Here is a 13,833-nt window from a genome sequence, read left to right as displayed (position 1 = left end):
GTGTGAAATACCAAAGAGGCATTATCGTACTATCTTATCCACAACTGCAAGATTGACTTTTTAAAAAAATGCTTTTTTTCTAAAATAACTATTCAAGTGCATGTTTTAAATGAATTAATATCGTTTATTCCATTTCAGAATACTGAACAAAAAAGACCTCTAAATCTGGCTTAAAAAAAAGTAACTCACAATTTATTCGCAAAAGATCTGTGAAGCTGTGGAAAACTCTAAGAATTATCCGGATAACCCTTGAATGGATCATAATTAAAGCAAGGATCGCATTGACTTTAAGGCCTGAACTACTTAAAATTCGCGCTCATTTTTGTCAGCTGCGTTTTGGTATATTTGCTAAAACACAGGTAACCTTAGTAAATATTTCGACCGGACGGATGAAATTATGAGTAAAAGAACGTTTCAACCCAGCGTATTAAAGCGCAAGCGTAACCACGGTTTCCGTGCCCGTATGGCCACTAAAAACGGTCGTCAGGTATTAGCACGTCGTCGTGCTAAAGGCCGCAAACGTTTAACTGCCTAAGCTGGCGGTTAAACGCTGCGTGGTCAGCTTCAGATTCGGCCGGGAGTTAAGACTGTTAACTCCCAGTCAGTTTGATAACGTATTTCAAAACCCGTTTCGGGTCGCTTCCCCCCTTTTTACCATCCTGGCAAAACCAAATCAGTTAACTCATCCACGAATTGGCCTTACTATCGCCAAAAAACGTGTTAAATTAGCCGTGCAACGCAATCGTATTAAACGTTGTGTGCGTGACAGCTTTCGTTTGCATCAGCATCAGCTTCCAGGTGTGGATCTGGTACTCATGGTAAAAGGGGATATTAGTAATACCCCAAATGATGAATTACTGAAACAACTGGAACGGCTATGGCAGAAAATCGCTCGCCAGTACACCGCTTTATCATCTGGTTAATGCTCGGACTTGTTCGTGCATATCAAATGTTAATTAGCCCATTGCTGGGTCCGCGCTGCCGTTTCCATCCTACTTGCTCAAACTACACTATTTCGGCAATTAACCGCTTTGGTGCAGTAAAAGGGGCTTGGTTAGCTGGCAAACGCATATTAAAATGTCATCCGTTTCACCCTGGTGGTGAAGATCCCGTTCCTGAAAAGCATAATGAGAAAAGCTAACCCATGGATTCACAACGCAGTTTTTTAATAATTGCCCTGGCAATCGTCAGTTTTTTCCTCTGGCAGGAATGGCAAAAAGATTATGGCCCGCAACCAGCGGTAGCTACACCCCAAACAGCGCAATCTGCCCTGACAGCTGAGGGAGGCATGGCTTCTTTGCAACTGGAAAGCCCAGAAGCCACAGCAATCCAAGTCGCAGCCACCAATAGCCAACGTGTCAAAATCATCACTGATACGCTTGAATTGGAAATCGATACCCGTGGCGGTGATATTGTTAGCTTAAAGCTACCACAATACGCTCTGACAAAAGATAGCGCTGACCCTTACGTATTAATGCGTCAGCTGCCAGGTTTCGAGTATGTGGCGCAATCTGGTTTGATTGCACGTGATGGTCCAGATCGTAACGAGCGTCCATTATACCAAGTTGCCAATACTGAATTTCGCTTAGGCAGCGCAGAAACACTTACCGTACCTTTGCGTTTAGAGCACAATGGCCTAGAAATTGAGAAACGCTTTACCTTTACCGCTGGAAGATATGATGTCCGGGTAGAATATTTTGTTCTTAATAACAGCGGTGAAGTAAAAACGGTACAACCTTTCCAGCATTTACGTCAAAATATCGATAATGGTGAAAGCGGCAGTATGTTTATGCCTATCTACCGCGGCGCAGCTTTTGGTAGCAGTGAAGAACGCTACAAAAAGTATGACTTTAGCGATATGCAGAAAAACAATCTAAATGTCAGCACGCAAGCTGGCTGGGTTGCGATGTTAGAGCACTACTTTGTTTCAGCGTGGATCCCTGATCAGCAAGCAAATAACCAACTGTATAGCCGCATCACTGGTGGTAACAAAGGCGTTATTGGCTCACTGGGCCCTGTAGTAGATATTGATCCAGGCCAAAGCGCGACCTTAGGTTCAACTTTCTACGCCGGGCCAAAAATTCAAGACCGGCTGGCTGAATTGGCGAATGGCTTAGATTTAACCGTAGACTATGGCTTCCTGTGGTTTATTTCGCAATTCTTATTCTGGTTACTGACCCTTATCCAATCCTTTGTCTCAAACTGGGGTCTGGCTATCATCTGTATCACCTTAATTGTTAAAGGCGTTATGTTCCCGCTAACCAAAATTCAATACGAATCGATGGCAAAAATGCGTAACCTAAAGCCGAAAATTGAAGAGCTGCAAGCGCGCTACAAAGATGACCGTCAAAAAATGGGTCCTGCCATGATGGAGCTGTATCGCAAAGAAAAAGTTAACCCTATGGGTGGCTGCTTACCGATGCTGATCCAGATGCCAATTTTCCTTGCACTTTACTGGGTCTTCGTAGAAAGCGTTGAATTACGTCATGCGCCCTTTATGCTGTGGATCACCGATTTATCGGCACAAGACCCCTACTACGTTCTGCCCGTGTTATTCGGTATCAGCATGTTCTTGATGCAGAAACTGACACCTATGCAAGTTACCGATCCGCTACAGCAAAAATTGATGATGTGGATGCCAGTCGCATTCTCGGTATTCTTCCTATGGTTCCCAAGTGGTTTGGTGCTGTACTGGTTAGTCAGTAACTTGATCTCAATAGCACAAATGCTCTATATCTACCGCGGTATGGAGAAAAAAGGTTTGCATACTCGCAAAGCCTGATACAAGATTTAATTAATATCCAAAACACTAAGCCTGTTTGCCTCGCGCAGCAGGCTTTTTGCTTCAAAGCTTTTCACTATTGAGGTTTCTATGTTTAATACTGACACCATTGCCGCTCTAGCAACCGCACCCGGCCGCGCCGGTGTCGGTATTATCCGCATATCTGGCCCAGCAACAAAGGCTGTGGCAGAGGCTATTTTACATAAGCTACCTAAAGCGCGTAACGCTGAATACCTGCCCTTTTACGCTGCGGATAAGCAGGTACTCGACCAAGGTATTGCGCTGTTCTTTCCTGGCCCCAATTCTTTTACGGGCGAAGACGTGTTAGAACTACAAGGACACGGTGGACCAGTCCTATTGGATATGTTGTTAAAGCAAGTGCTGGCGCTACCTAAGGTGCGAATTGCCAGACCAGGTGAATTCTCTGAACGGGCTTTTTTAAATGATAAACTCGATCTCGCGCAAGCCGAAGCCATTGCCGACTTAATTGACGCCAGTAGCGAACAAGCAGCTAGATGCGCCATGCAATCACTACAGGGCGAGTTCTCACGCCGCATCCATACATTGGTCGAAAAAGTCATACACTTACGTATGTACGTTGAAGCCGCGATTGATTTTCCTGATGAAGAAATCGATTTTTTATCCGATGGTAAAGTCGCTGCCGATTTAGCCGACATTATCGATTATTTGGCCACCGTTAAAAAACAAGCTACCCAAGGCAGTATTCTACGCGAGGGCATGAAAGTCGTTATTGCCGGCAGACCCAATGCCGGTAAATCCAGTTTACTGAATGCGTTAGCTGGCCGTGAAGCGGCTATTGTAACGGATATTGCGGGTACTACCCGTGACGTCTTGCGCGAACATATTCATATCGATGGCATGCCACTACATATAATTGATACCGCGGGCTTACGGGAAGCCACCGATCAAGTTGAACAAATAGGTATTGAACGTGCTTGGCAAGAAATCGCCCAAGCTGATCGGGTACTCTTTATGGTAGATGGCACCACGACTGACGCCACCAACCCACATGATATTTGGCCTGACTTTATCGACCGTTTACCAGCCAATCTTGGCGTCACCGTTATCCGCAATAAAGCCGATTTGACCGGCGAACCGATGACACCGGATCTAGACGCTAGCAGTCCTGTTTATCGTTTATCAGCCAAGACGGGAGAGGGTATTGCAGCGCTAAGGGAACACTTAAAACACTGTATTGGCTTTGATGCCAGTACCGAAGGTAGCTTCCTAGCACGCCGCCGCCATCTTGATGCGCTTGATCGTGCCAGCGAGCATCTGTCTATTGGTCAGGAGCAATTGCAAAGCTATATAGCTGGCGAAATCCTTGCTGAAGAATTGCGCTTAACGCAACAGCATTTAAACGAAATTACCGGCGAGTTTAGTTCAGATGATTTGCTTGGTAGAATTTTTAGCTCATTCTGTATTGGTAAATAAATACCTAAGAAAACTGTTTTGCTGTTTCGTCTGTTCGGCTTAACCAAAAAAGTAGTAAAACAGCACAGCCTAATAAGATCGCCGCCAGCAATAAACCGGCTGAAAAAGAGCCGGTTTTTTCCGCAATAACACCGGTTAAGGCCGGTGCAATAACTTGGGCAAAGCCATAAGCCAAAGTCATTTTTCCCATTAACTTTGCCGGTTTAGCTGGATATAAACGCCCAGCCATCGTTAATACTAAACTGACTACGCCAATAAAAGTGGCGCCGAAAAGTGCTGCGCTAATTAACACTATGGCAAGTGACGCGATAGCAAGTGGTAACAGAATGGCGATTAATTGCAAAAATAGCGCTAAGATAATGGCATTAAGATAACCCGCTTTCCTAGCAATCAAATCCCACAGCAACACGGCGGGTGCAGCTGCTAATCCCATGATAACAAAGCTAAGATTACCGCTACCGCCTAATCCAGGCATACGCTCAACAATAGTGACAATAAAGGTTGCACTCAGCACATAACCATAACCGGCGCAAAAATAACTCAGCAACATAAAGCGGATAAAGCGTTTTGAGATAGGTAAGTCTTTGGTATTAACTTGCGTTTGCACTGCAGTTAGCCTTGGTTTAGGTAGCCAGAGCCACGCAGGTAGAGCAAGAAAGACGCCTAAACCGGCCAAAGCTAGCCATTGTCGATCCCAAGTGAACTGCAGTTTTAGCATTACATCGACTAAAATAGCAGCCAACGCGATCCCTAAACCTAAACCAGCAAAATGAATACCTAACTCAGCTCGTTGTTGCTGGCTGAGTAACCAATGCATAATCAGACCGGAGGCTATCAACATCGAACCCGCACTACTCAGCCCTGCCATAAAGCGCCAAAATGACCAAATATAAAGATTTTCCGTCACAGCCATACCTGCAGTACTCACAATAGCAAGTAGCAAACCAAGCCGATATAAACGGTCTTTTAACCGTAAATTATTTAAATTTGCCGCAAGCAAGGCTCCCGCCATATAACCTAAATAGTTTATAGCGGCTAAATAACCGCCACTGGCATCATTTAATACGGTTTGTTGCTGCATTAAGGGTAACAAAGGCGTATAGGCAAAACGCGCTATACCTAAGCAGAGCAATTGACTGAAAAAACCAGCAAGTAAAACTTTAAACCTAGCGGAGATTGGCATAATAAAGCTGGGTCACCACAAGAAAAACCCAGCTTAAACTGGAATAGCGGGCTAAGCTATACGGCTAAAGTCGTAGCCACAACTAGCGAGCATAAGTTGCCGTTAACGTCGCTTTACCTAATGCCATGGCATTTAACATAAAACCTACTACCGCAGCACTAGCACCATCAGGAGCGGGCAGCGTTTCTTCAGGTAACGCCCACACCGTAAATTGATAGCGGTGCATACCGTGACCTTCCGGTGGACAGGCGCCACCAAATGCCTTACTACCATAATCATTGGTAAAAGTCCGGCAACCTTGCGGCAAGTTCCCCTGCCCTGCACCCTGTGCCAAGCCTGTTGCGGCTGCAGGAATATCTGTCACTATCCAGTGCCAAAAACCCGATCCCGTTGGTGCATCAGGATCAAAGACCGTTATCGCAAAACTTTTGGTACCTTCTGGCGCATGTTGCCAATTTAACGCAGGCGAAATATTTGGGCCGTCACAGCCAAACCCATCAAATTCATGCGCTTTGGCCATAAAATGCCCTTCTTGTATATCTGGGCTGGTTAATACAAAACGTGTTGCGCTCATAGTTAACTCCTAATTGAGAATACTGTCATTACCATACGCTGCAGAGGATAGCAGATCAAGATCGCGATTTTGGCTTAAAGTAATGACATCATCTTTACTGGCCAATAGTGCTTAACCATTGATAAAAATGCGTTTTTGGTAGAGCACCTGCCTGCTGTGCCAACACTTTACCTTGCTTTATTACCATCAAAGTAGGAATTGATCGAATAGCAAAACGCGCAGCTAACTGCTGTTGCTGCTCAGTATCGATTTTGCCAAAACGAAACTGTGGTTCTAATTCAGCGGCCGCTTGCGAGAATACCGGCGCAAAACTGCGGCATGGCCCACACCAACTCGCCCAAAAATCAATAACTAAAGGCAATTCCGCCTTCTCTGCATGCGCAGCGAAGTTGCTGCTCGTCAATTCGAGTGGCGTAGCCATAAATAAAGGTTTTTTACATTTACCACAATTTGCGGTCGTGGCCATGCGATCTGCTGGTAACCGATTTAAACCGGCACAATGTGGGCAAGCAACAATCATCAGATGTTCCTCTTAATTGAAGTATGCTGGATCTATGGCATCTTCGTGAAACTTTAAAGGGCACAAACAGTATTTATCAATAAACACCATCTATTAAGAAACAGCAGAACAACTATAAAAAAAGCCTCGGAATATCCGAGGCTTTTACAACATGATTAACTTAACGCAGTAAATGCTGATCGGACAGCATTAATCTCTCGGTTTGCGAGGAGCGCGTGGCGCAGCACCTGGCCGCGGACCAGGACCCGCTGGACGACGTTCGCTAACCGGAGCTGCACCCGTGTCCACCGTAATATTCAGTTTCTGCTTACGAACATACACTTTTTTCAAATGCTGGAAAATTTCATTTGGAATATTCGCCGGCAGTTCTACAGTACTGAAATGATCAAATAATTTGATGTTACCGATAAACTGGCTATCAATATTGGCTTCATTGGCAATAGCACCCACGATATCGCCAGCACGTACACCATGCTCTTTACCGACTTCAATACGATAGGTATTGTAGTCACCTTGTAATTCACGACGTTGACGAGGACCACGCTCAGGCCGATCACCCGCGGGACGATCACCACGCTCTGGTCGATCACGACGTTCACTGCCGCGATCACTACGCTCATTCCGTTCCGCGCGAGCATGTGGCTGACGCAATTCAGGGAATTGTTTCGCTACGTTTAACGGCTGATCTTTTTGTGCTAAATACAACAAAGCGGCTGCCAGATCGGCATCGGTCGTTTCCAGCTTTTCACGCCAATCAGTAATTAACGTTTCAAAGAAACTTAAGTTTTGCGTTTCAATGGTTTGCGCTAATTGCTCACGGAACGATTCAATCCGACGCTGTTCAATCACTTGGCCAGTTGGCAGGCTCATAGGTTCGATCGGCTGCTTAGTCGCATGTTCGATAGTACGCAGTAAACGACGCTCACGTGGTGATACGAATAAAATAGCTTTACCTTCACGACCAGCACGGCCAGTACGACCGATACGGTGTACATAAGCTTCGCTATCGTAAGGAATATCATAGTTCACGACCAGACTGATCCGCTCAACGTCTAAACCGCGAGCGGCAACGTCCGTAGCTACAATAATATCAAGCTGGCTCGCCTTCATACGGCGAATGGTCTGTTCACGGTGTGCTTGGTTCATATCACCATTTAAGCAGGCAACAGCATAACCACGGGCACCCAATTTCTCAGCGATTTCTTCAGTGGCACTTTTCGTGCGCACAAACACGATGCTAGCATCGTACTCTTCGCCTTCTAAAACGCGCGTTAAGGCATCTAATTTCTGATTACCATCTAACATCACATAACGCTGCGTAATACGCTCAACGGTACTGGTTTTAGAGGCAATTTTAATTTCTTCAGCATTTTTTAAATGCTTCTGCGCTATAGCACGGATCGGTGCTGGCATAGTTGCAGAGAACATCGCCACCTGACGGCCTGGTGGCGTAGCATCCATAATGGTTTGCACATCATCAATAAAGCCCATACGCAACATTTCATCGGCTTCATCCAGTACGATGGCGCGCAGCTTATCAAGCTTTAAGGTGCCTCGCTCTAAGTGATCAAGAATACGACCTGGCGTACCTACAATCACCTGCGAACCACGTTTTAACGATTTCAGCTGGTTGGTATAGCTCTGACCACCGTATAAAGGCAGGACATGAAATGCTGGCATATAACGAGCATAAGCTTGAAAAGCTTCAGCAACCTGAATCGCTAATTCACGAGTGGGCGCTAAAACTAAAATTTGTGGATCGTTTTGAGCTGGATCAAGCCGTGCTAATAACGGTAGCGCGAAAGCACCGGTTTTACCAGTACCTGTTTGCGCCTGGCCTAATACATCTTCGCCAGCTAATAGTTTAGGGATAGCCGCGGCTTGAATAGGCGACGGCGATTCATAGCCAAGTTCAGTAACAGCACGAACAATAGCTTCAGGCAGCATTAGCTGGGAAAATGACACAGTGTCAGACATACGTTGTTTAAACCTCAATAACACGCAGGCGCAGTGGTAGTGCAATTGTCGTTTTTACTATGCCTGCAAAGCAGTAAAAACGCGAAATCGAATAAGTTTAAATAGCCTTATTCAATTTTATTCCAGTAGTATAGCCAATCATTTAACAAGCGAGAGGCAAAAATGATCGAAATCCTCGTCGGCAGCCAAATGGGCGCAGCGGAATATGTGGCAGAACAAGTTGCTGAAGCACTGGTACAAGCGGGTTATGAAGTTAACATTCATCTGAAACCCAAACTCAATCAGCTAAACCAAAATAATATCTGGTTAGTGATTACATCCACCTATGGCGCAGGAGATCTGCCTGATAATATTCAACCCTTTGCGGATCAATTAGCACAAGATCGCAGCTATCTTACCACACTTTCTTACGCAGTGATCACTTTAGGTGATTCCAGTTACGATACTTTTTGTTTAGCAGGTAAAAAAATAGCTGCTTTATTAGCTGAAAAAGGGGCAAAACCGCTATTACCTGGACTCGATATTGATGTACTGGCAACAGAGCTCCCTGAAGATTTAGCCTTAGCCTGGCTACCTCAATTTATACACAGCTTATCCTAAACAGCATGGGGATAAGATCAAGCCGGATCATCGTTAACGATCCGGCGAACACAAGCAAATACAGCGCTACAGGATCTTATGATCTTGTTATCCTCAATTTACACACAATATTTTGATTTAACTAAAAGGAATGTGGATAAGTGCAGCTTTTTACGGTGTTTAACCTGTATTTATCCTATTTGTAAAAATAAATCCGGCAGCCTCTGTGTATAAATTCGGATCTTACACACCTGTTAAACGCGATCAGATCCAAGGTTGATCACAGGATCTGATCTGTCGTAATTAATTGATCCTCAATTACTAAAATGGCTTATCCACGCAAAATAGCCTCAGTAATAGAAGTAATAACAGAAAAGATCTTAAAAAGATCCTATATATATTAAGCACGATCCTGATCAGTGTTAGGCATTTCACTCGAAGCAAGATCAAGCTACAATATGCACCCTGTTTAACTTTGTAACTGACTCGAGGCAATAATGCTGTTTCAAGAAAATTTTGATGTGATCGTAGTGGGTGGAGGTCATGCTGGAACGGAAGCCGCATTAGCTGCAGCAAGAGCAGGTCAAAATACATTATTATTAACACACAACATCGAAACTCTCGGCCAGATGTCGTGTAATCCCGCTATTGGTGGTATAGGCAAGGGTCACTTAGTCAAAGAAATTGACGCCTTAGGCGGTGCAATGGCTATAGCTGCAGACAAAGGCGGTATTCAATTTCGCACCCTAAACAGTTCAAAAGGCCCTGCTGTTCGAGCAACAAGAGCACAAGCAGACAGACAACTTTATCGCGCTGCGATCAGACACATCCTTGAAAACCAACCGAATCTAAAGATCTTTCAACAAGCATGCGATGATCTTATTGTAGAACAAGATCAGGTAAAGGGTGTCGTTACCCAAATGGGCTTAAAATTCCGCAGCAAAAGCGTAGTGCTTACCGTTGGAACTTTTCTTGGCGGCCAGATCCACATTGGTCTGGAACAATTTTCAGGTGGCCGAGCAGGCGATCCACCTTCTATCGCCTTAGCAAAACGCTTACGTGAGTTGCCCTTTCGCGTTGATCGCTTAAAAACAGGTACGCCACCACGTATTGATGCAAGAACAGTAGATTTCTCAGTAATGCAAGCTCAGCCAGGTGATACTCCAACACCCGTGTTTTCTTTTCTAGGAAAACACAGCGATCATCCAACGCAGATCCCTTGCTATATCACCTATACCAACGAAAAAACGCACGATGTGATCCGTAATAACTTAGATCGCTCACCCATGTATACAGGCGTGATCGAAGGCATAGGACCAAGATATTGCCCTTCGATTGAAGATAAGATCATGCGTTTCGCAGACAAAGATAAACATCAGATCTTTATCGAACCTGAAGGCTTAACAACGCACGAGCTTTATCCGAATGGCATCTCAACCAGCTTACCTTTTGATGTGCAACTTAGCATTGTTCGTTCAATCAAAGGTATGGAAAATGCGTACATAACCAGACCAGGCTATGCCATAGAATATGATTTCTTTGATCCTAGAGATCTGAAAGCGACTCTCGAGACAAAATTTATTAAAGGGCTATTTTTTGCAGGCCAGATCAATGGCACAACTGGCTATGAAGAAGCTGGCGCCCAAGGTTTACTCGCTGGCTTGAACGCAGCGTTATACGCGCAGGAAAAGGAAGGCTGGTCTCCAAGCCGCGATCAAGCTTATCTGGGTGTGTTAGTGGATGATTTAACTACGTTAGGCACCAAAGAACCCTACCGTATGTTTACCAGTAGAGCGGAATACCGCTTAATGCTGCGTGAAGATAATGCTGATGCACGCTTAACAACAAAAGGTCGCGAATTTGGCTTGGTTGATGATATCCGTTGGGCAACCTTTAATGAAAAAATGGAACTTATTGAGCGCGAAAGACAACGTTTACAACAAACTTGGATCCACCCACAACACGCGGCATTAATGCAGGTAAATTCGTTATTAAAAACGCCGTTAAGTCGTGAAGCCAGTTTAGAAGAATTGATCCGCAGACCAGAAATGACTTATGCAGATTTATTTAAAATAGAAGATCTTGGACCGGGTTTAATGGATCCTGTAGCGGCTGAACAAGTTGAGATCCAAATCAAATACGAAGGGTATATCAATCGTCAACAAGATGAAATTGCTAAGCAGCAACGAAACGAAGCGACTAAATTGCCAACTAAATTTGATTATAGCCAAGTAAAAGGGTTATCAAACGAAGTCGTCGTAAAATTAAACCAGACACAGCCAGAAACTGTTGGACAAGCCTCAAGGATCTCAGGTATTACCCCTGCTGCTATCTCGTTACTCTTGGTTTATCTGAAAAAACAAGGCTTGTTGCGTAAAAGCGCTTAAAGGATCTCTATGCCAGATTTGTTATCTCGTTTGCGCGAGCTTATCGCGCAAACGTCACTAGAACTAACAGAGACACAACTGCAGCAATGTGTGACTTATGTTAATTTACTGGATAAGTGGAACAGTGCTTATAATTTAACCTCAGTGCGCGATCCGCAGGAAATGCTGATTAAGCACATCCTAGACAGCTTAGTTGTTGCACCTCACCTAACAGGTAACAACTTTATTGATGTCGGTACAGGCCCTGGTTTACCAGGCGTACTACTGGCTATTTATTATCCTGAAAAACACTTCACCTTGCTGGATAGTCTAGGCAAACGCATTCGCTTTTTAAATCAGGTAAAACTGCAGCTAGGTTTAAACAATATTACCCCTATACAAAGCCGAGTCGAAGAACACCAGCCAATCGCAGGATATGATGGTGTAATTAGTCGGGCTTTTGCTTCACTTAATGATATGCTGAACTGGTGTAAGCACTTACCCGCGTTAAATGGCCAGTTTTTCGCCATGAAAGGGGCTGCTGTGCAAGAAGAAATTGCAGCTTTGCCGGATTTTGTTAAAGTAACTGCTATTCAACAGTTGAAAGTTCCAGAGCTAGACGCGCAGCGTCATTTGGTTATTTTGGCAAAAGTATAATCACTAAGAGGGATCCCGTGGGTAAAATCATCGCAATAGCTAACCAAAAAGGCGGTGTAGGTAAAACTACAACAGCGGTGAATTTAGCAGCCTCGATGGCTGCAACCAAACGCAAGGTGTTATTAATCGATCTGGATCCGCAAGGTAATGCGACTATGGGCAGCGGTGTAGATAAGTATGAACTCGCTGCCAGCGCTTATGATCTGTTAGTTGATGAAAAACCGCTTTCTGAAGTCGTTGTCAAAGAAACTGCCGGCGGTTATCACTTAATTGGGGCTAACTCAGATGTCACGGCTGCTGAAGTCAGGCTGATGGATGTATTCGCACGTGAACTTCGCTTGCGTAATGCGCTGAAAGCTTACAAAAGCAGCTACGATTTTATTTTTATCGACTGCCCTCCTTCGTTAAATATGTTAACAGTTAATGCTATGGCTGCCGCAGATAGCGTTTTAGTCCCCATGCAATGCGAGTATTTTGCGTTAGAAGGCCTTACCGCTTTAGTTGATACTATTAACAAATTAGCTGCGGTGGTTAACGCTGATCTTAAGATCGAAGGGGTACTGCGGACGATGTACGATCCTCGTAATCGTTTAGCGAACGATGTTTCAGAACAGCTGAAACAACATTTTGGCGATAAAGTTTATCGTGCTGTGATACCACGAAATGTGCGCTTAGCAGAAGCTCCCAGTTTCGGCACACCCGTAATGTACTATGACAAAAGCTCTAGCGGTGCTAAAGCCTATTTAGCCTTAGCAGGCGAAATGTTACGACGCTCTGAAAAAAAAGCAAATAACGCTACCCTAGCTCAGTAAAACAAGTAAAGGAATTTGAGTAAGCATGTCTTTAAAAAAACGTGGCTTAGGTAGAGGGCTTGATGCTCTGCTAACAGCAAGTAAACCCGCTCACACAACCTCTGTTCAGGCATCAGAGCTGCAAACTATCCCTGTTGAATTTCTGAAACCTGGGAAATACCAGCCACGCAAAGATATGTCACAAGACGCTTTGGAAGATTTAGCGAATTCTATAAAAGCTCAAGGCGTTATCCAACCTATAGTGGTGCGTTCACTTGCAGAAAATAGTTTTGAAATTATTGCTGGCGAACGACGCTGGCGCGCTGCGCAGTTAGCGCAACTGGCAGAAGTACCTTGCTTGATTAAAAATGTACCCGATGAAGCGGCCGTTGCTATTGCGCTTATCGAAAACATCCAGCGTGAAGACTTAAACGCTATGGAAGAAGCTGTTGCTCTACAAAGATTACTGTCAGAATTTGAATTAACTCATCAACAAGTTGCTGATGCTGTCGGTAAATCAAGAGCCAGTGTAAGTAACTTGCTAAGGCTAAATCAGCTAAATGATGACGTAAAATTATTATTAGAACATGGCGATATTGAAATGGGCCATGCTCGAGCTTTGTTAGCGCTTGAAGGTATTAGCCAATCTGATGCCGCAAGACTAGTAGCAGCAAAACAACTCACTGTGCGTGATACAGAGAATTTAGTACGAAAAATACTAGAACCTCAACCAACTAAAACGGAAAAGCCGAAAGACCCTGATGTTGCTGCTTTGGAACAACGTTTAGCAGAACATTTTGCCGCACCAGTATCGATTGACTATAACAAAAAAGGCAAAGGTAACTTAGTGATCAACTACAGTAGCCTGTCAGAATTAGACGGTATTTTAGACAAATTAAAGCTTAGTGAAGCATAAAGAATACGAGCTGTTTTCGAATCAGCTACAAGA

14 protein-coding genes are annotated in these 13,833 nt (G+C 44.4%); 10 read left to right on the top strand and 4 right to left on the bottom strand.

Features of this window, described 5'->3' with window-relative positions; all coding sequences use genetic code 11:
• Nucleotides 1-397 precede the first annotated feature (397 nt).
• The 5 genes from rpmH to mnmE all read left to right on the top strand — a co-directional run bounded on the left by rpmH (nt 398) and on the right by mnmE (nt 4,237).
• A complete protein-coding gene (gene rpmH / locus ACO1PK_RS07065; protein WP_008222343.1) occupies nt 398-535 on the top strand; it encodes a 50S ribosomal protein L34 in 138 nt (45 codons plus the stop codon).
• Between the two features lie 19 nt (nt 536-554).
• On the top strand, nt 555-923 hold the full coding sequence (rnpA, locus tag ACO1PK_RS07060) for a ribonuclease P protein component (RefSeq protein WP_423187969.1): 369 nt from the start codon (nt 555-557) through the stop codon (nt 921-923).
• The gene (gene yidD / locus ACO1PK_RS07055; RefSeq protein ID WP_423187968.1) at nt 878-1,141 is read left to right on the top strand and encodes a membrane protein insertion efficiency factor YidD; all 264 of its coding nucleotides are present in this window, start codon (nt 878-880) and stop codon (nt 1,139-1,141) included. Before rnpA ends, yidD begins: the two co-directional genes overlap by 46 nt.
• A gap of 3 nt (nt 1,142-1,144) precedes the next feature.
• On the top strand, nt 1,145-2,782 hold the full coding sequence (yidC, locus tag ACO1PK_RS07050) for a membrane protein insertase YidC (RefSeq protein ID WP_423187967.1): 1,638 nt from the start codon (nt 1,145-1,147) through the stop codon (nt 2,780-2,782).
• Between the two features lie 90 nt (nt 2,783-2,872).
• A complete protein-coding gene (gene mnmE / locus ACO1PK_RS07045) occupies nt 2,873-4,237 on the top strand; it encodes a tRNA uridine-5-carboxymethylaminomethyl(34) synthesis GTPase MnmE (protein ID WP_423187966.1) in 1,365 nt (454 codons plus the stop codon).
• Between the two features lie 4 nt (nt 4,238-4,241).
• Here mnmE and ACO1PK_RS07040 read toward each other — a convergent pair whose 3' ends face one another.
• From ACO1PK_RS07040 to ACO1PK_RS07025, 4 genes are all read right to left on the bottom strand, one after another.
• Nucleotides 4,242-5,420, bottom strand: a complete 1,179-nt coding sequence (locus ACO1PK_RS07040) for a YbfB/YjiJ family MFS transporter (protein ID WP_423187965.1) — start codon at nt 5,418-5,420, stop codon at nt 4,242-4,244.
• 82 nt (nt 5,421-5,502) lie between these two features.
• A complete protein-coding gene (locus ACO1PK_RS07035) occupies nt 5,503-5,994 on the bottom strand; it encodes a YbhB/YbcL family Raf kinase inhibitor-like protein (RefSeq protein WP_423187964.1) in 492 nt (163 codons plus the stop codon).
• 94 nt (nt 5,995-6,088) lie between these two features.
• Nucleotides 6,089-6,514: a thioredoxin TrxC gene (gene trxC, locus ACO1PK_RS07030; protein ID WP_423187963.1), complete on the bottom strand. Its 426-nt coding sequence runs from the start codon at nt 6,512-6,514 to the stop codon at nt 6,089-6,091.
• A gap of 189 nt (nt 6,515-6,703) precedes the next feature.
• Nucleotides 6,704-8,491 carry a DEAD/DEAH box helicase gene (locus tag ACO1PK_RS07025; protein ID WP_423187962.1) on the bottom strand — a complete coding sequence of 596 codons (1,788 nt, stop codon included), beginning with the start codon at nt 8,489-8,491 and terminating at the stop codon, nt 6,704-6,706.
• Nucleotides 8,492-8,653: 162 nt separating this feature from the next.
• Here ACO1PK_RS07025 and mioC point away from each other — a divergent pair, with 162 nt between their 5' ends.
• From mioC to ACO1PK_RS07000, 5 genes are all read left to right on the top strand, one after another.
• Nucleotides 8,654-9,091: an FMN-binding protein MioC gene (mioC, locus tag ACO1PK_RS07020; protein ID WP_423187961.1), complete on the top strand. Its 438-nt coding sequence runs from the start codon at nt 8,654-8,656 to the stop codon at nt 9,089-9,091.
• A 476-nt stretch (nt 9,092-9,567) separates the two neighbouring features.
• Nucleotides 9,568-11,457: a tRNA uridine-5-carboxymethylaminomethyl(34) synthesis enzyme MnmG gene (gene mnmG, locus ACO1PK_RS07015; protein WP_423187960.1), complete on the top strand. Its 1,890-nt coding sequence runs from the start codon at nt 9,568-9,570 to the stop codon at nt 11,455-11,457.
• Nucleotides 11,458-11,466: 9 nt separating this feature from the next.
• Nucleotides 11,467-12,093: a 16S rRNA (guanine(527)-N(7))-methyltransferase RsmG gene (gene rsmG, locus ACO1PK_RS07010; RefSeq protein WP_423187959.1), complete on the top strand. Its 627-nt coding sequence runs from the start codon at nt 11,467-11,469 to the stop codon at nt 12,091-12,093.
• A gap of 17 nt (nt 12,094-12,110) precedes the next feature.
• Nucleotides 12,111-12,905, top strand: coding sequence for a ParA family protein (locus ACO1PK_RS07005; RefSeq protein WP_423187958.1), 795 nt, complete (start codon nt 12,111-12,113; stop codon nt 12,903-12,905).
• Nucleotides 12,906-12,930: 25 nt separating this feature from the next.
• The gene (locus ACO1PK_RS07000) at nt 12,931-13,800 is read left to right on the top strand and encodes a ParB/RepB/Spo0J family partition protein (protein WP_423187957.1); all 870 of its coding nucleotides are present in this window, start codon (nt 12,931-12,933) and stop codon (nt 13,798-13,800) included.
• Nucleotides 13,801-13,833 lie beyond the last annotated feature (33 nt).

Origin of the sequence: Alishewanella sp. d11, from assembly GCF_049390205.1 — a bacterium.
Lineage (GTDB): Bacteria > Pseudomonadota > Gammaproteobacteria > Enterobacterales > Alteromonadaceae > Alishewanella.
The sequence above is the reverse complement of the archived record's forward strand: the minus strand, read 5'-3'. Positions and strand labels throughout refer to the sequence as shown.